At 52.5% G+C, this 23,459-nt stretch carries 25 protein-coding genes; 9 read left to right on the top strand and 16 right to left on the bottom strand.

Features of this window, described 5'->3' with window-relative positions:
- Positions 1–9 precede the first annotated feature (9 nt).
- Entirely contained in the window at positions 10–447 is a 438-nt protein-coding gene (locus SE18_RS22750; protein ID WP_054536764.1) for a DUF5946 family protein, read from the top strand.
- Here SE18_RS22750 and SE18_RS22745 read toward each other — a convergent pair.
- The 12 genes from SE18_RS22745 to SE18_RS22690 all read right to left on the bottom strand — a co-directional run bounded on the left by SE18_RS22745 (position 413) and on the right by SE18_RS22690 (position 13,647).
- On the bottom strand, positions 413–1,084 hold the full coding sequence (locus tag SE18_RS22745; protein WP_054536763.1) for a ComF family protein: 672 nt from the start codon (positions 1,082–1,084) through the stop codon (positions 413–415). The two genes, SE18_RS22750 and SE18_RS22745, sit on opposite strands and share 35 nt — an antisense overlap.
- A 49-nt stretch (positions 1,085–1,133) precedes the next feature.
- On the bottom strand, positions 1,134–1,670 hold the full coding sequence (locus tag SE18_RS22740; RefSeq protein ID WP_054536762.1) for a hypothetical protein: 537 nt from the start codon (positions 1,668–1,670) through the stop codon (positions 1,134–1,136).
- A gap of 8 nt (positions 1,671–1,678) precedes the next feature.
- Positions 1,679–2,344: an RNA polymerase sigma factor gene (locus SE18_RS22735; protein ID WP_054536761.1), complete on the bottom strand. Its 666-nt coding sequence runs from the start codon at positions 2,342–2,344 to the stop codon at positions 1,679–1,681.
- Positions 2,345–2,564: 220 nt separating this feature from the next.
- Entirely contained in the window at positions 2,565–3,374 is an 810-nt protein-coding gene (locus SE18_RS22730; RefSeq protein WP_054536760.1) for a prenyltransferase/squalene oxidase repeat-containing protein, read from the bottom strand.
- 44 nt (positions 3,375–3,418) lie between these two features.
- A complete protein-coding gene (locus tag SE18_RS22725) occupies positions 3,419–8,200 on the bottom strand; it encodes an Ig-like domain-containing protein (RefSeq protein ID WP_054536759.1) in 4,782 nt (1,593 codons plus the stop codon).
- Positions 8,201–8,216: 16 nt separating this feature from the next.
- Positions 8,217–8,633, bottom strand: a complete 417-nt coding sequence (locus tag SE18_RS22720) for a molybdenum cofactor biosynthesis protein MoaE (protein ID WP_054536758.1) — start codon at positions 8,631–8,633, stop codon at positions 8,217–8,219.
- Position 8,634: 1 nt separating this feature from the next.
- Positions 8,635–8,874 carry a MoaD/ThiS family protein gene (locus SE18_RS22715; protein ID WP_054536757.1) on the bottom strand — a complete coding sequence of 80 codons (240 nt, stop codon included), beginning with the start codon at positions 8,872–8,874 and terminating at the stop codon, positions 8,635–8,637.
- A complete protein-coding gene (hisF, locus tag SE18_RS22710) occupies positions 8,871–9,662 on the bottom strand; it encodes an imidazole glycerol phosphate synthase subunit HisF (RefSeq protein WP_054536756.1) in 792 nt (263 codons plus the stop codon). The genes SE18_RS22715 and hisF overlap by 4 nt, the downstream gene beginning before the upstream one ends.
- 2 nt (positions 9,663–9,664) lie before the next feature.
- On the bottom strand, positions 9,665–10,762 hold the full coding sequence (locus SE18_RS22705; RefSeq protein WP_054536755.1) for a coiled-coil domain-containing protein: 1,098 nt from the start codon (positions 10,760–10,762) through the stop codon (positions 9,665–9,667).
- Between the two features lie 2 nt (positions 10,763–10,764).
- On the bottom strand, positions 10,765–11,487 hold the full coding sequence (gene hisA, locus SE18_RS22700; RefSeq protein ID WP_054536754.1) for a 1-(5-phosphoribosyl)-5-[(5-phosphoribosylamino)methylideneamino]imidazole-4-carboxamide isomerase: 723 nt from the start codon (positions 11,485–11,487) through the stop codon (positions 10,765–10,767).
- A 117-nt stretch (positions 11,488–11,604) separates the two neighbouring features.
- Positions 11,605–12,237: an imidazole glycerol phosphate synthase subunit HisH gene (hisH, locus tag SE18_RS22695; RefSeq protein ID WP_054536753.1), complete on the bottom strand. Its 633-nt coding sequence runs from the start codon at positions 12,235–12,237 to the stop codon at positions 11,605–11,607.
- Between the two features lie 372 nt (positions 12,238–12,609).
- The gene (locus SE18_RS22690) at positions 12,610–13,647 is read right to left on the bottom strand and encodes a histone deacetylase family protein (protein ID WP_054536752.1); all 1,038 of its coding nucleotides are present in this window, start codon (positions 13,645–13,647) and stop codon (positions 12,610–12,612) included.
- Positions 13,648–13,943: 296 nt separating this feature from the next.
- Between SE18_RS22690 and SE18_RS22685 the strand changes: the two genes are divergently transcribed.
- Both SE18_RS22685 and SE18_RS22680 read left to right on the top strand, forming a co-directional pair.
- Positions 13,944–15,290 (top strand): Hsp70 family protein, encoded by a 1,347-nt coding sequence (locus SE18_RS22685; RefSeq protein ID WP_054536751.1) that lies wholly within the window; start codon positions 13,944–13,946, stop codon positions 15,288–15,290.
- Between the two features lie 115 nt (positions 15,291–15,405).
- Positions 15,406–15,699, top strand: a complete 294-nt coding sequence (locus SE18_RS22680; RefSeq protein ID WP_054536750.1) for a hypothetical protein — start codon at positions 15,406–15,408, stop codon at positions 15,697–15,699.
- Between the two features lie 36 nt (positions 15,700–15,735).
- On the opposite strand, the gene lexA is transcribed toward SE18_RS22680, so the two are convergent.
- On the bottom strand, positions 15,736–16,380 hold the full coding sequence (lexA, locus tag SE18_RS22675; protein ID WP_054536749.1) for a transcriptional repressor LexA: 645 nt from the start codon (positions 16,378–16,380) through the stop codon (positions 15,736–15,738).
- A 242-nt stretch (positions 16,381–16,622) separates the two neighbouring features.
- On the opposite strand from lexA, the gene SE18_RS22670 reads away from it, so the two are divergent.
- The 6 genes from SE18_RS22670 (at position 16,623) to SE18_RS22645 (ending at position 21,362) form a co-directional block, all read left to right on the top strand.
- Positions 16,623–17,138 carry an NUDIX hydrolase gene (locus tag SE18_RS22670; protein ID WP_054536748.1) on the top strand — a complete coding sequence of 172 codons (516 nt, stop codon included), beginning with the start codon at positions 16,623–16,625 and terminating at the stop codon, positions 17,136–17,138.
- A 33-nt stretch (positions 17,139–17,171) separates the two neighbouring features.
- Positions 17,172–18,080 (top strand): carbohydrate kinase family protein, encoded by a 909-nt coding sequence (locus SE18_RS22665; protein ID WP_054536747.1) that lies wholly within the window; start codon positions 17,172–17,174, stop codon positions 18,078–18,080.
- An 87-nt stretch (positions 18,081–18,167) separates the two neighbouring features.
- The gene (locus SE18_RS22660; protein ID WP_054536746.1) at positions 18,168–18,854 is read left to right on the top strand and encodes an amino acid kinase family protein; all 687 of its coding nucleotides are present in this window, start codon (positions 18,168–18,170) and stop codon (positions 18,852–18,854) included.
- Between the two features lie 380 nt (positions 18,855–19,234).
- The gene (gene eno / locus SE18_RS22655; protein ID WP_054536745.1) at positions 19,235–20,521 is read left to right on the top strand and encodes a phosphopyruvate hydratase; all 1,287 of its coding nucleotides are present in this window, start codon (positions 19,235–19,237) and stop codon (positions 20,519–20,521) included.
- Between the two features lie 64 nt (positions 20,522–20,585).
- Positions 20,586–20,960 carry a YraN family protein gene (locus tag SE18_RS22650; protein WP_054536744.1) on the top strand — a complete coding sequence of 125 codons (375 nt, stop codon included), beginning with the start codon at positions 20,586–20,588 and terminating at the stop codon, positions 20,958–20,960.
- Between the two features lie 21 nt (positions 20,961–20,981).
- The gene (locus tag SE18_RS22645; RefSeq protein ID WP_054536743.1) at positions 20,982–21,362 is read left to right on the top strand and encodes a RidA family protein; all 381 of its coding nucleotides are present in this window, start codon (positions 20,982–20,984) and stop codon (positions 21,360–21,362) included.
- Between the two features lie 209 nt (positions 21,363–21,571).
- Here SE18_RS22645 and SE18_RS22640 read toward each other — a convergent pair whose 3' ends face one another.
- The 3 genes from SE18_RS22640 to rplL form a co-directional block, all read right to left on the bottom strand.
- Positions 21,572–22,351 (bottom strand): PfkB family carbohydrate kinase, encoded by a 780-nt coding sequence (locus tag SE18_RS22640; protein WP_054536742.1) that lies wholly within the window; start codon positions 22,349–22,351, stop codon positions 21,572–21,574.
- Positions 22,348–22,845 (bottom strand): hypothetical protein, encoded by a 498-nt coding sequence (locus tag SE18_RS22635; RefSeq protein ID WP_054536741.1) that lies wholly within the window; start codon positions 22,843–22,845, stop codon positions 22,348–22,350. The genes SE18_RS22640 and SE18_RS22635 overlap by 4 nt, the downstream gene beginning before the upstream one ends.
- Positions 22,846–22,987: 142 nt before the next feature.
- On the bottom strand, positions 22,988–23,383 hold the full coding sequence (gene rplL, locus SE18_RS22630; RefSeq protein WP_054536740.1) for a 50S ribosomal protein L7/L12: 396 nt from the start codon (positions 23,381–23,383) through the stop codon (positions 22,988–22,990).
- Between the last annotated feature and the right edge of the window lie 76 nt (positions 23,384–23,459).

Raw genomic sequence — 23,459 nt, 5'->3', positions numbered from 1 at the left:
AGGTGAGCCATGCCAACTAACGAGATGTGCGACGAATGTGGTGCGCCGCAGGTCGAAGGATTCACTTGTTGGGAGCAACTAGGCGGGTTAATCGCGTGGGAATATACTGATCCAGCCTTGCATGCCCAGCATTTTTTGGTGGTGGCCTGCTACAATTTGCAACACCCAGCCCAATTTAGCGCGGCGGCGCTGGCAGGATTGTGGATTGGCTTCAACGATTATCTTGACCATGGGGTAAGTACCGCAACATTACGTCAACGAGCAGCCAGACACTATGCAGGAGCGACGCGGGTTTTGCGCCCAGAAGCTGAACACCAGCCGCAATTACAGCGTTGGGCCATGACAATTGCCGATGTCTATCTGCCTGATCAGCCAGAAGGTGTGGTTGAGCGGCTATTTCGTTGGGCTAGGATTATTCAGGCCTATCATGTGGCGGCGCAGGCTTAACAATCGCTTTGGCCAAGGCCAAACCTTCAACGACCTTGCTTCCAGCGGCAAGCAAAGCACTGGCACAGGCTTCAAAGGTCGAGCCAGTTGTCAGCACATCGTCGATTAACAGAATATGGGCTGGCGCAGGCTGTTGGCCATGCCATGCAAACGCTCCGGCTACATTGGTTGCACGAGCTTGGGCTTGTTGGCCAACCTGATGCTCGGTGGCGCGCACCCGTATAAGCTCGGTGCTGAGTGGCAATTGCCAAGCTTTGGCCAAATTACGGGCCAATAATTCTGCTTGATTATAGCCCCGCTCACGTTTGCGCACGCCATGCAGCGGCACGGGCATTAGCACAACATCTTGCCACGCACAAAATTCAAACAGTAACGGCGCCAAAATCTGGGCCAAGGGATAGGCATTTTGATATTTAAAGGCGTGGATTGCAGCCCGCAAACTGCCTTGAAATGGATAGATACCCAAGGCGCGTTCAAGTGGCGAATCGGCAGCTAAAGGTTGCGGGCGTTGATTAGGAGCCAGGGGAATACATTCGGCGAGGCAGGTTGAGCAAAATTGGGTTCCAGCCTTGCCACAGCTGTAGCAGCGCGGCGGGTAAACGAGATCAAGCAAGCTATTCCACAAACGGTTGATCATCGTACCCCCAAACCAAACCCGCAAGCCAGACGACTTGCGGGTTGCTTTTTTAGGCGGTTTGTTGCTTGTTCGGGAGCGGCATGCGTTCCCAAACTTGCCAAATCAAAATTAAGAGAATAATCCATTGCAAGGGTTGGTGCACAGCGATGAGTGCTGCCACAACCGAGCGTGATGATGGAATATGGCGATAGAGCCAATCGATTGCGACTCCAGGCCATGTGCTTGCGCTCGCCAACCATTGTTCGACGCCAACCGCCCCAGCCAAGAGAAACAAGCCATAGACCAGCAAACCGATTGCCAAAATGCTTGCAACTCCACTCAAGCCAACAAAGGCACGGCGTTGCAACTTCCAATGTTTGCTGCGCACCATCAAGGGTGGCATCAAGCCAGGGACCAAGGCCAGAAGCTTGGCCGTCAGATCATCAGGAACCGTTGTGATCATGGCTGAGCGCACAACCGTATCGAAGGCTTCAGCACGGCGGGCACGGGTAGCACAGCTTTCACATGTATCAAGATGGTCTGTCAGTTGTGGATCTAACGCTTCTTCGCGCAGATCATAGTTGGTTCGATGTTCACAACGCTTCATGACACACCTCAGCGCCATCCTAGGGCAAATGCAAAGCGACCACGGCTTGGCCGTTCATCGGCAACAGGCTCGCGCTTTGCAGGCAAGAGTGCTTCCGATTGATTGGCGGCCAAGAGCAACGCGAGGCGCTCTTTACCACGGCGAATATAGCTTTTGACTGTATTCAGTGGTACTTCTAAAATTTCTGCAATATCATTGTACCGCAAATCGTCAAAATAGTAGAGGGTTAATGCCAAGCGATAATGATCTTCAAGCTTATCTAAAGCTTGGGAAACTTCGGCCCGCAATTCGTGGTTCGAGGCTACTTCTTGGGGGTCGGCCCAACGATTATCATCGGCAATGCTCGATAACGGATCGACGGTTTCGCCATCGTCATCGGTCATGGCTGGCATTTCTGGGGCACGCCGACCGCGCTTGCGCAACTCGTCACGCCCAAGGTTGATAACCAAACGATAGAGCCATGTTGTAAACCGACTTTCGCCATTATACTGGCCGATTACCCGCAACAGCTTGATACAAGCATCTTGGGTTAGGTCAGCGGCATCTTCGGGCTGGCGCATCACGCTCATGGCGATGTTGTAAATATAATGTTGTTGGCTAACAATCAATGCTCCCATTGCTTCGGGATCATTGCGTTGAGCGCGATTGAGAATTTCAGCAGTTGGTTCGGCCACAGTTACAACTCCTTGCCATCAGCGTGGCTTCTATTGCTTCAGACGCTGACCCGCAAAAAATAGTTGCAGCAATTGCAGCGATTGATCACTATTCTGCCAAAATTGTCAGCATTGCAAAATGATCTTTCGATCTGTCAGCTCTAGTCCTTTTGGCCGATCACACCAAACTGCCCCACTCTGAGTATTGAGAGTGGGGCAGCAGTGCCAATTGAGCTTTGATTTATCGTAAGCCGAAGCGCCGCACAATCCGCACAATCCATGCGGTCAGCAAGGGGTCGGGCAGACCATCTTCGTTGAGCCATGCACCATTTGGTTGTTGCAGGTTGCGCAAAACGTTGATTGCTTGCGTAACCGCCCGTGTCATACGGGGAATGCGGGCAATCCCAGCGGCGTTCAACATCACGGCGAGGCTCGGCGCATCCCAATCGTTGGAAATAAGATCGCCTAAGCCGCCCAACATGCGCTTAACTGGCCGACTTTCGCGATGGCCCAACAGAACTGCGGCCAGCATCGCCCAACCAGTGGCCTCGACCCGAAAGCCAGGCAATAAGCCATTATTGGCAATTTGGCCAAGCAACCACGTATTGGCTTTATCGGCAGCCACATTCACCTCTGGGTTATCCAACAAGGCGAGGCTGGCAGAACAAACAGCGGTGGTAAAGATCAACGCTGCATCCGACTCGCTATCCATCCATAAGGGCGGGCTGTACATGGCCAAATTGCTGCTTTCGCGCCACCAGCCACGCGGCGATTGGGCATCGAGAATAAAACGGCTAGCAGCAACAACCGCTGGATGGTCGCTAGCCTCAAGTTCAACAAAATGGCGAATAATGTTGCAGCTATCGTTGAGCGTGCTCGGTCGCCCTGCAACGCCATTCAGCGGAAAACCGCCATCATCGTTTTGCAAGGCCGCTAATTGATCAAGTAATTCTTCATCAGCGGGCGTGGCCTCAAGCATGTGAGTTATTTTGGCTTGGGCTAAAACATTGCCCGATTGTTCAATCCATTGAATTGCTTCTGGAATACGCATTGATCTGCCTTAATTCTGAAAATAAAGATAGGGCTATTGTACCATCAGCGAATACGGACTGGCGGCGCAGTTTGCTCAAGCTCAAGCGTTTGGCCAGCGCTGGTCAATTGGGCGGCAGGCCACGCAAATTGGCCAGTTTGGCGTGCAACTCCCAACAGTTGAATTGGATAAATTCCAGCCCGTAACCGTGTCGCACTCAATTGGCCATCATGCCAGATTAAGCCTGGCGCTGCGCCCAATTGCCACGTCGCCCCGTTGGGTGCAGCCAAGCGCAATTGCAGCAGCTCAACATCGCGTTCAAGCACCAAATAGCCTTGCCAAAGCCATTGCTGGCCATAGGCCAACTGCGCGATTGGCGTGGCATGGAGCAAGCGGGCTTGGGGAGCAGGAGTTTGCCAACTGGCTTGGCTAGCCAACAAAATTGGCCCATTTGGCTCGATCTGGAGGTTCAATTGGTTGGTAATTGGCAAGCTCAGGCGCGTCGCTTGATCATAACGATCCAACGCTGCTTGATTCAAGCCAAAAGTATAGCTCGCTCTGGTTGGAAAATCCTGTTGGCTAAGCTGAAAAACTGCGATACTGCTCGGCAAATCTTCCCAGGTTGTGCCATTCCAGCCCTCAGCAAGTAGGCTCAGCACCTGCGCTCGCAGCGCCGAACTTGGCTGGCTGCGCTCAAAAATCAAGCCAATCATAGCAGCTTGACGGGTGCGGCTCATCCAAGGGCTGGGTTCCAAGGGTTGATTCAACATTTGGCGCACTTTAGCCAAATATTGATCAGCTTGGGGCGAATCGAGCAAAACCAAGGCATAGATCAGGCGCAAGCGTTGGGGCACAGTCAGTTGGCTATTTTTGAGCAAAGTGGTTATTTGGGCTTCGACAGTTTTGTTGCTTTGGGCCAAGGCCAACAACATTTCGCTGCGCAAATCGGGATCAAGTGGGCTAACCAAGGCTAGCCAACGAGTTGCGTTAGCAGTCAATTGGCTGAGATCGGGCGAGCGTTGTTCACTGGCAATCAACTGCACAATCAAGGCGGTTAATTGCACATCGCCGCTTTGGCCATCCCAACTCCAACTGCCATTGGCAAGTTGCTGCTTGGTCAATTGCACAATCGCTCCGTTGGCGGGCTGAGCGGCATAGCGCGCCATGGCGATTTGTCCGGCCAAGCTCAGCGGATCAGTGCCATTGAACTGGCTGGGCAAGGCTTGGGTTGCTTGAGCCAAACTAGCAATCGCCAGCTCGATTGAGGCTGCTTGGTTGGCGGTGGGCACTTGCCATGTAATATCAGTTGGCTCGGTAATCAAGCGACTTTGCCGCAACAAGACTTGGCTTGGCGGATCAATAGCCAAACTCTTGGTGATGATTTGGGTTTGTTGATTAACCTCGAAGGTCGCGGTCAGCATGGTTGTGCCAAGTTTGCTGGCAACTAAGCCTTGGGTCGCGCTATAAATGCGGCTGCTATTACCAGTTGTTGGCTCGGCGAGCGCAGTCAATTGCGCTTGATCATAATTAAGCGTGATGCGTGGAATCCCGCCGCGTGTTGCCAGCAGATTCAAGCGCGCCGTGACACTTAATTGATCGCCAAGCAGCAACCGCTCAGGCAGCAGCAATTGAGCAGCGATTGGCGGGCTTGACCCAAAAATGGTTGTGGCTTCGGCGCTACTCAGGCCGTCGCTGGCCAAGGCTTCGATTTGCCCAGCGCCAAAGCCCGTCAAATCGAGCAAAGCTTGGCCATTGCTCGCAGTGCGGATCAGGCGATGCTGGCTTGCTACGTTGGTTGTGAAATTTGATTGAAAACTCAAGCCAACCATACTGGCGACTGGCTGACCAGCGCGTTGGGTTCCCAGCACTAATTGCGAGCCGCTGACAACCAGCGTCAACTCAAGCGGGGCAACGCTTTGGAAAGGAATTTGGCTACTACTGCTGCGCAGTTGTTTGTCATCAAGCCATGCCAAGGCAACATCCAATTGCTGAGTATTGCTCAAGCTTGGCGAAATTGCGATGCGCTGGTCTGCGACCCACGGCTGAAGTTGCTGGCGAATGGTGCTGCCTTCAAACCAACTCACGAGCACGCTGGTGGCAGTTTGATTGGTCAGCGGCGCAAGGGCTAGCTCGGTCGTGTCAACCAAGCTGCTTTGGCTACGGCCAATCGGTTGTTCGCTGGCAGCGCCAAGCACCCATAACGGCACTTCCACGCTTGCAGCATCTGGGTTTGTTGCCCGAATCAGCCATTGGCCTGAACGCAAACCTGTTGAGCGCCAAATTGCTTCACCAGCAGCGTTAGTGCGCAAACTTTGGGTGCTCGAAGTCGCACCAGTCACTTCGATTTGGAGATTGCGATTGGCCAAGGCCATGCCTTGTTGATCGCGTAATTGGAAGCTGATGCTTGCTGCTTGGTTCTGGTTGAGCAATTGTTGGCTGGCTCTGGCTTGCAAATCGGCAGCATAGCGAATATGGAGATAGTGATAGCTGGTTTGCGGGCCAAGCTGAATTGCCAACACATAATCACCAAGCAAGGTTTGGCTACGTTGATAATCAAATTGGGCAATCCCAGCGGCGTTGCTTTGCCAAACCCCCGCCGATACTTGGCGATTGTTTTGATCGAGCAAGCGCCACGAACCCTGTTGATGCGGCAGATCGCTAATAATTTCGGCGGGTACAAGCGCGTTGGCGGCCTGAAATTCGGGCAAAACAACCTGATAGCCAAGCGCAGGATCGTTGACCACAAAGGTTTGGCTGGCCAAAACCTGATTGGCGTAGCGCAGTCGAACCTGATACAAGCCTGGTTTAACTTCGGCGGCAAGTTGCACTTGGCGGAGCCAAAGCGTTTGGGTCAGGTTAAAGGTTTGTTCGGGGGCAATCGCTTGGCCGCTCAGGTCGAGCACGGCGAGCGTCAAACTTGGCGTGGTTGCTAAGCCAGCAGCCAATTGAGTACTGCCAATAATCGTGAGTTGTTGGTTGGCTTGGTAGCTATGGCGTTCGAGCATGAGTTGGCTGCTCAAGTTTGGTGCTTGGCGCTGTGGTTGAATAATGGTTTCGGCCACAATCGGCGCTTCTTGTGCGCCCCCAAGCAACACTAAGCGCCCGCTGCTAGCGCGAATTGGGGTTTGCCAAAGCCCCTGCTGATCGCTTGCCCCCATCGCTAATTGGCTCACGCCCGCCAAAATGCTTAAGTTCTCGTCGGCGGCTGGCTGACGATTTGCCACATCAACCACCCAAGCTTGGGCTTGCTCGGCGCTCGCCAACAGTTGAGCACGATAAGGTGTCCAAATCAGCACATGTTGCACAAGCTCTGCATTGGGAGCTTGAATTTGCAACAATAACGCACCTTGGGTTGGCGTGATGGTTAATGTTCGGGCAGGAGCCGCACCAATTTGCCATTGCTGTTGGGGTTGGAGATTGTAGCGCTGTGGATTGAGCGGCGTTTGCGGTTGTTGCAAGGCTGCTGCCAAAACCGCCCGATCCATTGGATACAAGGTGGCGGTGAGGCGACTGGTTTCGCGGCCACGCAAGCGCAATTCGGCCTGCGTTTCGGGCAGCAACAACGAATAGCCACCACCTTCGATGTGTAATGGCTGGGCTTGGGCTTGGGTCCGAAAATTCAGCGGCGCAGAGCCAGCTAAGGTCAGCGTATAGCTTGTGCTTGGTTGCCAAGCAGCGCTAATCAAGGCTTGTTGATTGACGATGCTAATCGCCACATCGGCCACATCCGGCTCGATAAACAGTTGGGCCGCAATCTGCTCGCGCTCAGGCGTTTGGTTAAACAAGAGGCGCAACGAATCGGCGGGTGCCAAACTGCCGCCGCGCCCGGGCAGCGAACCAATCAGTTGCAGCTTGGGTTGGATTTGCCAAACTTGGCTGATTGGCTGGCTCAGTTGGAGGCTGGTGGTGATGGTTTGGCCTGCTGGCCAAGCTCCAGCTGGGGTAGCGCGCAAAATAGTTTGGGGCAACGGCTCTGCTTGATAGTGTACCTGCCATGTCGCGCTCAGGGCTGGGGTAAATTGAATCCGATCAATTAACTGTTTGGTTATGGTTTGATCAAGCAACCCTTCAAAAGCCCACTCCAAAGCTTGATTCGCTTCGATATTTTGCGCAGTTGGCAGCGCAATCGCGCTTGGCTCGCTAACGTTGAGTTGCCATTGGCTGGTTTGCACCGGAATTCCCAACAAATCGTTGAGATTTTGCAGGCTTAGTTGGTAGCGCTGGCCGAGCTGCCATTCTGCCTGCACCAACACGCTACGATCATCAAGCCAGAGTACTTGACGGGCAACGCTTGGCTCGATGCTGAGTTCAGCTAAATCACGCTGGAATTGGCTGGCATGATCAATCATTGCCCGATTGAAACGCAACAAGATTGGCATATTTGGGGCGATCGTGGCATTGGGCAATGGCGAGCGAAAGATCAACAAGGGTGCTGGGGCAGCAGCAAACTGGGTTGAAACCGTGGTTGGCAAGGTTTGGCGCAACATCGATTGCGCAGTTGGCCGCAATTGAACAGTGACGGTCGTGCCAGGAGTCCAGCCAAATTCTGGCTGCCAGCGCGCGCGGGTGCGGCCTTCCCATTGCCAACGGCCCCGCACTGGCGGCGTCATGACGAGCGCAGCTTCAACGCTCGATCGATCCATCGGCAGGTTGAAATTGAATTCCAAGGCCGTGGCTGGCGGCAATTCGCGGCTACCAGCCAACGGCGTTAAGCGCAGGACAGTTGGTTGCGGCAGCCAACCAGCGATACTCGCCACAATCACGCCAAGCAGCGCCATGCCCAACAAGCTTAGTATTGTGAGCAACCAACGCCACCACCATCGTGCTAGTTTTTCGAGCAATCGCATAGTTCACCTTAGTGCTTCAACGCTGACCCACCCATTCTTGCGAACCATCGGCCCAGTGTTCACATTTCCAAATTGGCACCACCAATTTGATTTGATCCATCAGCCAAGCCACCGCAGCAAATGCTGCGCCACGATGAGCTGAGCCAATCGCAATCAGCACCGCTGTTTCGCCAATCTGCAACACGCCAACCCGATGATGGATTGCCACTTTGCCAATGCCAAACTGGGCTTGAGCTTGTTGGCCCAACAAGGCTAATTGCTGCTCGGCCATCTCGGGATAGGCTTCGTATTCCAAAAAGGCGGTGGCGCGCCCGCCAAAGTTGTTGCGTGCCACGCCTTCAAACAGCACAATCGCACCATGACCAGCATCTGCAACCAAGGCCCGCAACGGCTCAGCCTGCAACACGCTTTCGGTTACCAAAAATGCTTGCACCTTAGCCTCCACTAACTGGCGGAATCAAGGCCAATTCATCGTTGGGCTTCAGGGTTGCATCAAGCGGCACATACTGGCGATTGATCGCATAGGCCAAGCCCGTCAAAGGCAAGTTTGGATGTAGCTCGGCCACAAGTTGGAGCGCCGTCTCAACCGTTGCATCCTCAGCCAACTCTACGCTTAAACTGCTTTGGTTGAGGGCTTCGCGCAGGCCAGCAAAAAAACGAATTGTGATGATCATACTGGCCTCGGGGTGCGGCGCATCGGAATGCCTTGGGCTGCCAAATAGTCCTTAACGGCTTCGACCGTGTAGGTGCCAAAGTGGAAGATCGAGGCTGCCAGCACTGCATCTGCTTGGCCTTCGTGCAGCGCAGCCAGCAAATGTTCGGGCTTGCCAGCACCACCAGAGGCAATTACCGGCACGCCAACTTGGGCACTAATCGCCGCTAGCAGTTCGTTATCGTAGCCAGCGCCAGTGCCATCAGCATCCATGCTGTTGATCACCAACTCACCTGCACCCAAATCGACCACTCGTTTGGCCCATTCAATTGCATCCAAGCCCGTTGGCCGTGGATCGCGGCCAGTATGAGTGAACACGTTCCATTGGCTGGGCTGGCCTGGCTCGTTAATCCGGCGGGCATCCATCGAGAGCACAATACATTGCGAGCCAAAGCGCTTGGCGCCATCCTCGATTAATTGTGGGTTGAGCACAGCAGCGGTGTTGATCGAAACTTTATCTGCGCCAGCTCGCAACATTCGATACATATCATCGACGCTGCGAATCCCACCGCCAACGGTCAAGGGAATAAACACTTGGCGTGCGACCTGCTCGACGACTTCGACCATAATATTGCGTTCATCGGATGAGGCGGTGATATCGTAAAACACCAGCTCATCAGCGCCCGATTCGTTGTAGAAGGCCGCCAATTGCACCGGGTCGCCAGCATCGCGATGGTTGAGAAAGCTGATGCCTTTGACAACGCGGCCAGCTTTAACATCCAAACAAGGAATAATTCGACGGGTCAACATGCTTAGATCTCGCTTCCGCGTTCCAAGATTTCGCTTTGGGCAATTTGCAATCGGCCTTGAATCGCCGAAACAACATCACTGAGCGCTTGCACTTCGCGCCGTTCCAAATCTTGCATGCGGCTCAAGTTGGCAATTTGCACATCTTCAAGCCGATTTTGGGTACGGCTAAGCTTCGATTCGTACTCATGACACCAGGTATCAATCCGCTCCAACGAACCCATAATTTGGCGCAGATGAATTTCATCAACCGAACGCAATTCATCCAGCTGCTCGTTATGTTGCCCACGCAATTCTTCCAAGCGCTCTTGGTTCATCAAGAAGCGTTCAGTGCTGACCCGCTCGATGCGCTTAATTTCGGCGATCATATCGGGCAATTGAGCGCGCACAACCTCAATCTGCTCAGGCAGTGGCTCGATTTGAGCCTCGACACCTTTTTGCAAATCTTCAAGCCGCTCGAAGCGCGAACGCAACTCGCGAATCCCTTCGCCGATGTCGATCACCATCTGTTGGGTTTCAACTGCTTGGCGCCGCATTTGTTGCTTTTCGATCTGCACATCTTCGCTGAGTTTGCGCATATCTTGCACGGTTTCAGCATCAACGGCGCGCAACTGTTCAAGCTGGCCACCGAGTGACCGATACTGATCGTTTTGCTCGCGGATGCGGGCTTCGAAATCGCTCATACGTTGTTCGAGCAATTCGATGCGGGCAAACCAGCTTTGTGATGTTTGCAAATCTTGTTTGCGATGTTCTTGCTGTTGGGCCAACGAAAGCTGAATATCGCGAATTGGCTTGACCCCATCGTCCATACGCACGGTGCTGTTGGCAATTTCCTTGCGCAAGGTGGTTAATTCACGCCGATAGCTTTCTAAAGTTTGGGCTTGCTCTTGGGCTTGGCGCTCGATCATGCCTTGCAGTTGGGCCACCACTGCTTCAGATTTCCGCGATTGCTCGGTTGCCCAGGCGTATTTACCATTGACGTCTTTGATTTGACGCCGCAATTCATCGATTTGATTCTGTAAATAGAGTAATTGCGATTGCTCTTGGGCGCGTAAACGCTCCTCTTCATAACGAGCGGTAATATCTTGTTTCGATGACGACACGTTTAGCCTCCGTGTTCAATCGTTTGAATTGCCGAGGCCAAATCGATATGGCCTGTGTAGAGTGCCGTGCCGATAATCGCCCCGCTAATGCCAAGCTCAGCCAAACGCGCCAAGTGTTCAACGCGGGCGATGCCACCAGAGGCCACAATTGCCGGGCCAGTGGGCGTTACCAAAGCGGCAGTTTGCGCATAATTTGGTTCGCTCAAGGTGCCATCACGGCTAATATCAGTATAGATGATCCGTGCAACTCCGAGTTGGGCCATTTGTTCGGCTAGCTCGGTGGCACGCTGGCGGCTGCTTGCCAGCCAACCTTCGGTCGCAACCACACCATTGCGGGCATCGATGCCAATTGTAATTGCCTTGCCATATTGGGCAACTAATTCGGCGACCAATTCTGGGTTGCGCACTGCCACTGTGCCCAAAATCACATCGCTCACGCCAAGCTCAAAGGCCGCCGCAACGCTGGCTGCATCGCGCAGGCCGCCGCCAAGTTGCACTGGCACGCCAACCGCTTTGGTAATTGCGGCAATCGTGCTGGTTTGGGTTGGGCGGCCAGCCTTGGCGCCATCAAGATCGACAATGTGAATGCGGCTTGCGCCTGCTGCTTCCCATTGTTGCGCGACCGCCACCGGATCGTCGCCATAAACCGTTGTTTGCTCAAAATCACCTTGCACAAGCCGCACACAGCGGCCATCGCGCAAATCGATTGCTGGTATAAGTTGCATGGTGCTCCTATAAGTAGTGGGGATCGGTTTTCGGGCGTTGAGGATCGGCTCCATTGCCAAACCAGCCCAAGGCTCTACGATCCAGATTATGTCGATCCTGCCAAGTTTGTTTGAGACTTAATCCCGATCCCTGATCCCCAACGCCCGACCCCGCGCCAATTCAACCCAATTCCCCAACAATTTGAGGCCCCATTGGCCGCTTTTTTCTGGGTGAAATTGCACGGCAGTGATATTATCGCGGGCAATCGCAGCTGGAAAAGTCAGTCCATACTCGGTGCGCCCAGCAACTAAAGCAGCGTCATTGGTTGCCAAATAGTAGGAATGGACAAAATAAAATTCAGCACCATTGGGAATGCCCTCCCACAAAGCGCTGCCATCGTGCTGCACGCTATTCCAGCCAATTTGTGGCACTTTCAGGCCTTGGTCGAAACGGCGAATCGTGCCTGGCACTAAACCAAGGCATTCATGCAAGCCAAATTCTTCGCTTTGCTCGGCCAGCACTTGCATGCCAACACAAATGCCCAAAAATGGCGTGCCACGGGCGATTACCGCGCGAATCGCCGAATCCATGCCCATTTCGCGCAACGAGCGCATGGTATCGGCGGTTGCGCCAACCCCGGGCAACACGACAGCATCAGCTGCTAATACAGCAGCCGGATCAGTCACCACTTCGATCGGCGCTTGCACATATTCCAAAGCGCGCACAGCGTTTGGCAAGTTGCCAGCCCCATAATTTATCACTGCAATCATTGATTGTCCTTGTATGTATTCGAGGGGATCGGGTATCGGTCGTTGAGGATCGGTATGGATAGACTTTTGGCTATAGGCTAATTTGGAATCCCAATAAATCTCCGATAGCCAAGCGCCAAGCGCCAATTGCCAAGCCCCAGCCCCCGACACCCAGTCCCCAATCCCTATATTCTATGCTCTTCATCCCTCATCCTTCGGCTCTCTGCGCCTCTGGGTTAAAACATTGATCCACAATGGCCAGAAACCGCGAAGAACGTGAAGGACACGAAGGGAAATTGACTATTGGCTATTGGCACAGGCTGACCAACCGATCCCCAGCCCCCGACACCCAGTCCCCAACCCCTATGCTCTTCATCCTTCATCCTTCATCCTTCATCCCTTTAAAAGCGGATGTTCGCGGCGCAAATGCTCGATTAGCCACATAACATCTGGTTCTGGGGTATGGCTGAATTCTTGATTGAACGCAGGGGCAGGCTGACCAGAAACCCAGGTGTGCAGCGTTGCATTGAGGCTTTGAGCAAGGGCTTCGAGGTTGTAACCACCCTCAAGCAAGCCCACCAAGCGTCCGTCGCAGCACTCGGCGGCTAAATTATACACGATGGAAGCGAGCTGGGCATAACCACCAGTTGAGAGCGCCAAGTTACCCAATGGGTCATACACATGGGCATCATAGCCTGCTGAGATGATTAATAACTCTGGCTCGAAGCGTCGAATTGCTGGCGCAATGGTATGCTCAAAAATCAAATTAAAGCCCATATCGCCAGTCAAGGGGCGCAAGGGCAAATTGAGCGTCGTGCCCAAGCCAGCGTTCTCGCCCATCTCCTTCCAATGGCCTGAGCCAGGCCAAAGCGGCCAGCCATGAGTCGAAATATACAACACATCAGGGTTGGTGTAGAAAATATCTTGGGTGCCGTTACCATGATGCACATCCCAATCCAAAATTGCCACTCGTTTAAGGCCATATTCGCGTTGAGCAAAGGCGGCGGCAATGGCTGCATTATTGAATAAACAAAAACCCATCGCCTGATCAGCAGTGGCGTGATGGCCTGGCGGGCGCACTAAGGCAAAAGCATTGGGGTGGAGCCCGCTCAACACCGCATCAGTCGCGACAATCGAACCACCAGCAGCAAGCTGGGCAATCTCAACCGAATCTGGCAAAATGTAGGTCTCAGGATCAGCCCAATCGCCAAATTGACCCATACGTTGCAGGTTTGGCAAGTGGCTTGGCACATGCACAGCCTCAATCTCGGCAACGCTGGCATGGCGTGGTTCAAGCGTGGTTAAATGCTGTTGCAAATCATCATCAGCAGCGAGCAGCGCATGAATCGCTCGCAAACGATTGGCATTCTCTGGGTGTTCAGGCTGGTCATGGTCAAGGTAATGATCGTGTGAAATTAGGGCGAGGCTCATACGCAAAAGCTCCTCAGCGGACAATACAAACCCTAGCTTAATCGAGGCGAGGCTTGGCTGCAACCAACCAACGATGGACTTTGCAGGCTTGAGGTTAATCAACCAAGCGTTGCCTCACGCCAAATCCGCGTGCACGCTGGCTAAAATACACCATTGCCCATCCAACATCCGTCTTAAGACCGATCATGGGAAGCAAAATGCTTTGTTACAATCCATGTTCTGCACCAGCCGCCCCCCAGTTTTGGGTTTGGGCGGCATTTCGCCGTGCAACCCATACATTTTAAGGAGGCTTTGCGATGCGGGTAGGCTTAGATTTCGGAACAACTAATACGACCGCAGCAATTTACGATGGCGCAAAGGTAACCTTGGTTCCGCTAGACTCCGTAGCGGCAAACCCCAATGTGTTACGCACTGCGCTGTTTATTACGCCAGAAGGCCAGCAACTATTTGGCCGCGCAGCGATCAACGCCTTTACTGAGGGCAATGTTGGCCGCGAGATTATCTACGAACGGCGCTATGTTGGCACAGTCACCAACACCTATTCTGGAGTTGGCACAATCGTCCAAGCGGTTGAAGGCATGGTCGATAGCAATCCACCAGGCCGCTTGTTTCAATCGATCAAAACCATGCTCCGCGATCCATCCTACATCAAAACCAACGTGTTTGGCCAAGAAACCACGCTCGAAGAACTGATTGCCAAAATTCTGCGTGCCATTCGGCGCGAAATTGAGCGCTTTACTGGCGAAAAAATTAGCGCCATTACGGTCGGGCGGCCTGTGCACTATGCCGATACGCCGGAAGGCGATGCCTTGGCGATTCGGCGTATGCGCGAAGCATGCGAATTGGCCGATTTGCCGAATGTGAGTTTTATGCCCGAGCCAGTTGCCGCTGCCCACGCCTTTGCTGCCAGCCAACACCAACGCCGCAATATTGTGGTGTTCGACTTTGGTGGCGGGACACTCGACGTAACCGTGATGGCGATTGACGGCAATGAGCGTCAGGTATTGGCCACTGATGGCGTGCCAATTGGCGGCGATGTACTCGATAGCAAAATCGTGACTGGGGCGTTACGCCAATATTTTGGCGATGGCGCACGACTTGGCCCACGCAAATTGCCCTTGCCTGCAACCCTCTTGGAGCACCTCGACAACTGGCAAAATATTCTCGAAATGCATACGCCCAAAATGCTTGAGATTATTGAAGAAGCGGTGCGCACTAGTGATAAACCCAAAGAACTCAAGGCATTGCGCACCCTCGTGCGCGAGAACTACGGTTTGGTGCTGTACGAACACGCCGAGGAAGCCAAACGCCAGCTTTCCAGCGAGCGCCAAGTTGAAATTAGCATGCATGTTGATGGCATCGATTTTGACCATTTGTTGCCGCGCTTTGAATTTGAGCGCTTGATTGGCCCCGAAGCGCGCTCGATTGGCGCTTGTGTTGATCGCACAATCAAGGCTGCTGGCCTCAGCCACGATCAAATTGATGTGGTGCTGCGCACTGGCGGCTCCTCACGGATTCCGCGCTTCATCAAATTATTAGCCGACCGCTTCAGCGAAGATCGGCTGCGTGAGCAAGATCCCTTCACCAGCGTTGGCGCAGGCTTGGCAGTTGCCGCCTACGAAGGTCGCGGCGAAGCAAGCTAAATCCAAAGGCTTGGCATCGAATCTGCAAGCTCAAGCTATGGCCTAGCTCAACATCACGGCCATAGCTTGGCAATCTCAGCTATAATGCAGCTAGCTTTAGTAGGGAGTATGCGCGATGGTCAAGCAAAAAATCTTAGCTACCCTCAGCAATATCACCAGTGTACGAGCGCAAGTTGATGGATATCGTCAGCGATTTCAAGATCTCAAGCCATGGTGGCCGGTTTTGATTCCATTTTTGTTGTGGCGAGGCAAGCGGGCCTACGATCGCGAGCTCAAAGCGGTTGGGGTTAAGTTGGGCGAAGCTGCCTTGAAAAAGGCCCAAGAACAGCACAAGCTTGAGCAACAACAAACCAAGCTGATCGAAACCCAAGCCAAAATTAACCAAAAAACCAAAAAGGGACGGAATTAATTCCGTCCCTTTGGGTATGCTGTCTGGAATGGGATTTTAGCCGAGGTTGCGAATGACCCCAACCACGCGGCCTTGCACTTCCACATTGGTTGATGGATAGTACATCGCATCCATGGTGACGTTGGCTGGCTGCAACCGCACGCGGTCGCCTTCCCAATAAATCCGCTTCAAAGTAACTTCATTTTCATCGCGAATGCGGGCTGCGACCATCTCGCCATTTTCGGCGGTTTCCTGATAGCGCAACAAAACAATATCGCCATCGGCAATTAAGGCATCGACCATCGAATAGCCTTTGACCCGCAAGGCATAGACATCGCCCAGCTTATCGCTGCCAACGATTTCTTCGGGCACCAAGACCGAATCTTCGGAGTTGGTTGATTCGTTGGGGCCTGGAATTGGCTGGCCAGCGGCAATAACGCCCAGCACTGGCACGCGTTGACCACCAAGCACGGTGGGCAATGGTTGTTCAACATTAATCAATTCGATTGCGCGCGAGATGTTGCCTTCGCGGCGAATTTGGCCTTTGCTTTCGAGGGCGCGTAAGTTATAAGCAACCACTGAGGTTGATGAAATACTTAACTCGCGTTGAATATCGCGAATCGCCGGAGCATAGCCATTTGTGCGAATAAATTGCTTGATGTAATCATAGATCCGTTGTTGGCGTTGCGATAATCCGCTCATTGAAGCGCTTCCTTTCTGGGCCGACGTAGCTGTGGGTATTCAGCCATACACGAATAGACGTTCTACTTGTTATTATAGAAAAATACATATGTTCTGTCAACTAGGATGTTCTACTTTTTAGCTAAAACGGCAAAATTCGGTCTCAAAGTAGCCTAATTAGGGCAAATAATTAACTTGGTCGAGCAAGCGCTGCAATCAGTTTATACTTTAATGATCTCATTTTGATTTGGACTGAGGCTATTATGGAATTACCAAGCTTTATTTTTCCTTTATTAAAACGCTTTCGCTTGCCGCCACGTTTACATTGGTTGGCAGCAAACGTGATCAATCAGCATTTTTTGCTGGGCGTAGCCGGAATTATTACCGATGAGCAAGGGCGCTTGTTGTTGTTTCACCATACCTATCGCCGCTCGCACCCGTGGGGCATGCCAGGCGGCTGGATGAGCAAAGCAGAATCGCCGCTCGAAACCCTCGAACGCGAGGTACGCGAAGAATCAGGCTTGCAGGTGCGGGCCGACCGCTTGGCATTAATCGGGGTAACCCGCGACCGCCCTAAATTTGAATTTGTGGTTTGTGGCACGGTGATCGGTGGTACATTCCAAGCCTCGCGCGAAGTTGACCAAATGGGCTGGTTTGCGCCCGATCAATACCCAGCTTTAGCCCCATTCCACCTGCATATTTTGCAACAATGGCGCGAGCAGCCCACAACCGAAGTTGGCTGGTATGATGCACCGTGGATTATTGCCCATCCACGTTAATCAGCAATGCTTTTGAATCAGTGGAGCAACAGAATGCAACAATCAATCGTTGTTTTTGGTGATTTAAATCTGGATACGAGCGTTTCAATTGAGCAATTTCCGCTTGCCTTGGGCGATACACTGTTTCGCTTCGATGGCATTAACGACGATATTGGTGGTGCGGCCACCAATGTTGCGGTTGGCTTAACTGCACTTGGTCATGCTGTCCATTTTGCTAGCGTTGTTGGCACAGATCATCTGGCCGAGCTTGTAGTACAAATCGCTCAAACCAAAGGCTTAGCCGCGCAATATATTCGGCGTGATTGGCAAACAACGTCAAGAACAGTAGTATTAATTGATCACGAAGGCAATCGTCAGTGCATCAACGATCCCAAGCAAGTGCATCACTATCGTTACCCCGAAACCGCATTGTCAACTATTTTTGCCCAAAGCCAATGGGTATATTGCGCAACCCAACATTGGTGTCGCTATGTAGCCCAAGCAGCACATGATGCTGGCAAACATGTGATTGTCGATGTTCAAGCATTGGTTAATATTGATGATTACCACCGCGATTTTCTCCAAGCGGCCTCTATCGTACTGCTTAGCAGCGAACAGTTAGCCATGCATAGCCATGAATTTATCCATGTACTATGGCGAGAATTTGATGTGGAGCTTGTTGTAGCAACTCATGGCAAACATGGCGCCACCCTTGGCGTAAGATCAACCAAGTACATTGAATATCAACCAGCCTTCAACCTTGGCTCGGTAGTCGATAAGACTGGCGCTGGCGATGCGTTTTGTGCAGGTTTTATTGCAGGTTTAGCCAGCGATTTACCACCGCAGCAAGCACTAAACGTTGGTCAATATGTTGCTGCGAGCAAAATTGGGGTCAAAGGTTCGACCAATGGTTTTCCTAATCGCAATCAGGTTTTCCAAGCCCTAAACTGCAACCTTGCATAAACTGTCAGCGCTTCGTCATCTTTAATCCTATTGTTTGCTAGTCCCCCTCGTTACAATTGAGCACAACACAGATGGGGACAACCAGAAATGACGCATGTAATCAAAATTAGCGGCTACGAAGTGGATCACGCTGATTCACTGCAAACATTAATTAGCGCCTTAAGCAGCATCAACGATCAAGTGGTTTTAATTCATGGTGGTGGCAGCATTTTGCCGCGCGTCTTGAACGCTATCGGTGGAACGAACCATCCGGCAGCAGCTGAAATTGCCGCCATGGCACTGCGTGGTGGCATCAATCCACGCTTGGTTGCAGCCCTCACCCAACATCATCTCCAAGCAATTGGCTTATGTGGCTCAGATTTGGAGTTGATGTATTTGTTGCCCAAAAGCGATGAGCCGATTGTGCGCTTCGAGGTATTGCACTATTTATTGGAGCAGGCTTGGTTGCCAGTGCTGGCGCCACTTGCCATGGAAAGTGCAACCGGTGCGGTCAAATTGCTCAACGCCGATACCGCCGCCCAGATGATCGCCTCGGCACTTTCAGCTGATCAATTAACCTATATTGTGCAAACCCCAGGCGTGTATGCTGCGGGGCGACGAATCAGTGGCATTTCTGGCCGCCAATGTGATCGCTACATTAAACAAGGTGCATTCGATCCAAGCTATACCTCGGTCGTCAAAGCAGCCTCGCTGGCAGCACCGCATGTTGGGCGCGTGCGCATTACCGATCTGAATGGCTTTTTGGATGGAGTTGAAACAGTCGTTGTGGCGTAGGAAGAGCTCGACTGAAACCACGAAGGGTACGAAGAACGCGAAGGGACAAGGGGTTAGGATTCAGGGGCCAGTTTTGATCCACGAAGGATACGAAGGGCACGAAGGTTAAATTTTTTGCCACAGATTGTTATGATTATCGTGGATTGCCAACTGCCTGAATCCTGACAACTAACCCCTGATCCCTGTCTCCTATGTTCGATGTTCTTTGCTCTCTGTTCTGCTCCCCATTTTGCCTTTTGTCTATACGTCTTCATCCTTCATCCCTCATAATTTATCCTTTATCCTTGCTCGATAGGTCGCGAAACCGCTACCCAGCAAATAGACAGAGCGTGGTATGATGGGGCCATAAAGATTCGTGTCCCTTGAGGAGGCTTCTCAATATGGCACTCATTACGCACGTTCGCGGTCGCGAAGTTCTCGATAGCCGAGGCAACCCGACCGTTGAAGTTGAAATCGGTTTGGAAGATGGCACGCTTGCCCGCGCAATTGTTCCTTCGGGCGCTTCAACTGGCGCACACGAAGCAGTTGAACTGCGCGACGGCGACAAAAACCGCTACGGCGGCAAAGGCGTGCTCAAAGCTGTAAAGCATGTCAATGAAGATATTGCTGAAGCCATCGAAGGCTTAGAGGCGCTTGATCAAATTACGCTTGACAAGACCTTGATTGAGCTTGATGGCACTAACAATAAAGGCAAACTTGGCGCTAATGCAATCTTAGGAGTTTCATTGGCTACCGCCAAAGCTGGCGCATTGTCAATTGGTTTGCCACTCTATCGCTACCTTGGCGGCGTTTTTGGCCATACCTTGCCAGTTCCAATGATGAACATCTTGAATGGTGGCAAGCATGCCCAAGATAGCACCGACTTCCAAGAGTTTATGGTGATGCCAGTTGGCGCGCCATCGTTCCGCGAAGCGTTGCGCTGGGGTGCAGAAATTTATCACACCCTCAAAAAAGTGCTCCACGACCGAGGTTTGGCCACCAATACTGGCGATGAAGGCGGTTTTGCTCCATCATTGCCATCAAACGAAGCTGCGCTTGAAGTTATTGTCGATGCAATTCAAAAAGCTGGCTATACCCCAGGCAAAGATATTATGTTGGCGCTCGACCCAGCATGTAGCGAAATCTACGAAAACGGCATCTACAACTTGGCCCGCGAAGGCCGCAAGCTTAGCTCAGAAGAAATGGTTGGTTACTGGGAAAACCTGGTCAACAAATATCCAATCATTTCAATCGAAGATGGCTTGCACGAAGATGATTGGGGTGCTTGGTCGTTGTTGCGCCAGCGCATCGGCGATCGGGTGCAGTTGGTTGGCGACGATTTGTTGGTGACCAACGTCGAACGCCTCAACCGCGCAATCAAAGAAAACGCAGCCAACAGCATTTTGATCAAGCTCAACCAAATTGGGACTTTGACCGAAACGCTCGATGCGATTCAAACCGCCCAACGAGCTGGCTGGACGGCAATTGTCAGCCACCGTTCAGGCGAAAGCGAAGACGTAACCGTTGCCGATTTGGTCGTTGCAACCAACGCTGGCCAAATCAAAACCGGCGCGCCAGCCCGTACCGATCGGGTCGCCAAATATAACCAGTTGCTACGGATCGAAGAAGAACTCGATAGCCAAGCCAAATTCGCTGGCTGGAGCGCCTTCGCCGTTAAACGCGACTAATCGACACTGACCATTCAGGACACGCAACGGCGCGTGTCCGCTTGCTATTTTAGGGGGAGCAAGCATGGCCGATGATCGTAAAGCACTTGGGCAGTGGGGCGAACACTACGCTGCCGCCTACCTTCAGCAATTAGGCTATCAACTCATTACCAGCGGTTGGCGCTGTCGTTGGGGCGAAATCGATTTGATCGCCTACGATCAGACAACCTTGGTGATTATTGAAGTTCGCACCCGCCGCGGCGCAGCCCATGGCAGTGCAGCAGAATCATTGACCCTCAAAAAACGCCAGCGTTTAGCCCAATTGATGCAAGCCTACTTGCAAGTGCTTGAGCAAGCTCAAACCCCATGGCTTGGTGAATATCGCATCGATGCCATCGCCATCACCCTCTCCCGTGGTCAGCCCCAACTTGAGCATTTTCAAGCAATTTCGATTGAATAAGTAGCGATCAAGGAGTTTTACATGACCCGTGAAGTTATCAGCACGCCCAACGCACCAGCCGCAATTGGCCCATACTCACAAGCAATTGCCATTGATGGATTATTGTTCTGCTCAGGCCAAATTCCGCTTGACCCCGCGACTGGCCAAGTTATCGAGGGCGATGTGAGCGCCCAAACCCGCCAAGTGATGGAAAATATTCGCGCCTTGCTGACGGCAGCTGGCACCAGCTTGGAAAAAGTGGTCAAAACCACGATTTTCTTGGCCGATATGAACGACTTTGCAACCGTCAATGCAATTTATGGCGAATACTTCCCCGAAAATCCACCAGCGCGCTCAACCGTGCAAGTGGCGCGCTTGCCTCGCGATGTGCAAGTTGAAGTCGAAGTGATTGTATTGCGCTAAAAGATATTTGCAGCCCTCTGCTTTCAAGGGTAGGTTGTCAACGATCATTGATGATCACCACCCTTCCGTCCCGCCTCAAGGTGGGAAACGCAGGGGGCTTTAATCCCCCTGCCCCCCTAAAATTCAAGCTGTCAACATCCACCCTTTATTAATCAATCCAATACTTTAAACTTTCCTCGCCCGCATTCAGTGGAAGCGGGGCTGGCAACTTAGCCCAATTGGCCGCTAATCTGCAAGGCTGCTTGTTGGCAGGCCCAATCTGCTGCTTGCAACGGTGAAGCGCCTTGCTGTATCCGCCAAAACCATGCCGCTGCCCAAACATCACCAGCCCCGGTTGGGTCGCTCACCTGCACCGGATAAGCCGCCACATGCTGGGCCTCACCATTGATCCAGATGGTTGCGCCACGCGAACCTTGGGTCATCGCCACCAAGCCACAAGCCTTGGCCCAACTGGCAACCAGCTCAAGCTTGCCACCAACATCTTCATCGCTGACCACCAAGGCATCAATTTGGGCTAGCTCAGTTGGGGTTGGTTGCCAACGTTTAGGCTGAATTCGACCAGTGCTATCCCAATGCCTGAGCCAACCCTGAGCTGTTAAGCCAATCAAAGCGTGGGGAAATAGGCTGCGCGGCGGAATGGCGGTGAGTTCTTGGGCTAAGGGCGCAAGATGCACCAAGCGGGCTGTGCGCCAATATGGCCCAAGCGCTGCCCAATCCAAGGTTGTGGGCGCAGCATGCAGCCATTGAGTACGAGCATCGCCCTGATAACGATTTTCAAAGGTGGCGGTGGCGCTGCTTGGTAAACGCAACACGGTGCAGTTACTTGGCAAATCAAAGATGATCTTGGTTTGAGCTGGAGTGATGATCGTGGGTGCCACTCCCCACGAGGCTAATGCCCGCGCGGCAAACGTGCCAGTGCCGCCTTGTTTCCAGCCGGTCGCAGTCAGATCGCGGGTTAGTGCGCCAATTAACAGATACTCAAGGCTCATGGGCTATGCTCCAAAGGCAAGTGAAGCGTGTGGGTTGGATTGCCACGCATAAAAACAAAGGGGTCGAGGTAGGCGCGGTAGGTGATATTGAAGGTATATTTTGTGTAAGTCGCCTCACGTTCCAAGCCAAAGCGGGTTTTATAGCTTAGCTGGCCCCATTCGCCAATTGCCAACTGCATAATCGTGGTTGAGGTGGTTTGTTCGGGCAAGCGCAACAGCACCTCAAGTTGGGGCAACGAGTTGAGGCGCAAACCTAAGCCATTATGATACAGGTGGCGCAAATCGCTATAGGTACGCAGATTAGCCCGAGTTGGGCGGGTGTAGGCATTGGTTTCATCAAACTCGGTATGATGCAGCACAGCGCCTTGCACAAAACCAGTCGGTGGCAGGGGCATCACACTTAACCGTTCAGGTGTACCTTGACACAACTGCGGTGGACGTTGGCCGTGGGGCACAGTCCAGCGCGTTTTGATTAGTTGGACAACAACAAGCATGTCAACTCACAGCTGAAAAAACTCTTCTCCTCAGTTTAATCCAATTTTGGCAGAATAGCAGGCTTAGTGGTGGCAATTAACAAAAAAACCGACGTTTGAGGGGAGAAACCCCCAAACGTCGGCTGAAAGCCAAGTAAAAAACTTACTTGATTTCGATTTCTGCGCCAGCAGCGGCCAAAGCAGCCTTGGCAGCTTCGGCTTCTTCTTTGCTGACACCTTCTTTGATTGGTTTTGGTGCGCCTTCGACCAAATCTTTGGCTTCTTTCAAGCCCAAGCCAGCGACAACTTCGCGAACGGCTTTGATGATCGCGATTTTCTTGTCGGCTGGAGCGCCTTTCAAGATAACGGTGAATTCGGTTTGTTCTTCAGCAGCAGCAGCTGGAGCATCGCCACCAGCAGCAGCGCCACCAGCAACCATCACTGGAGCAGCAGCTGAAACGCCGAATACTTCTTCCATTTCTTTAGCCAATTCAGCAGCTTCGACCAAGGTCAAGCCTTTGAGTTCTTCCAACAATGCAGTTACTTTTTCTGAAGCCATGAGTGTAATTGCCTCCAAAGCAATAAAATACGAATTTCAAGGTTGATTGGCGAAAAGGCTAGGCGATTCGCCGAAC

Source organism: Herpetosiphon geysericola (assembly GCF_001306135.1).
In the GTDB taxonomy this organism is placed as follows: domain Bacteria; phylum Chloroflexota; class Chloroflexia; order Chloroflexales; family Herpetosiphonaceae; genus Herpetosiphon; species Herpetosiphon geysericola.
The sequence above is the reverse complement of the archived record's forward strand: the minus strand, read 5'-3'. Positions and strand labels throughout refer to the sequence as shown.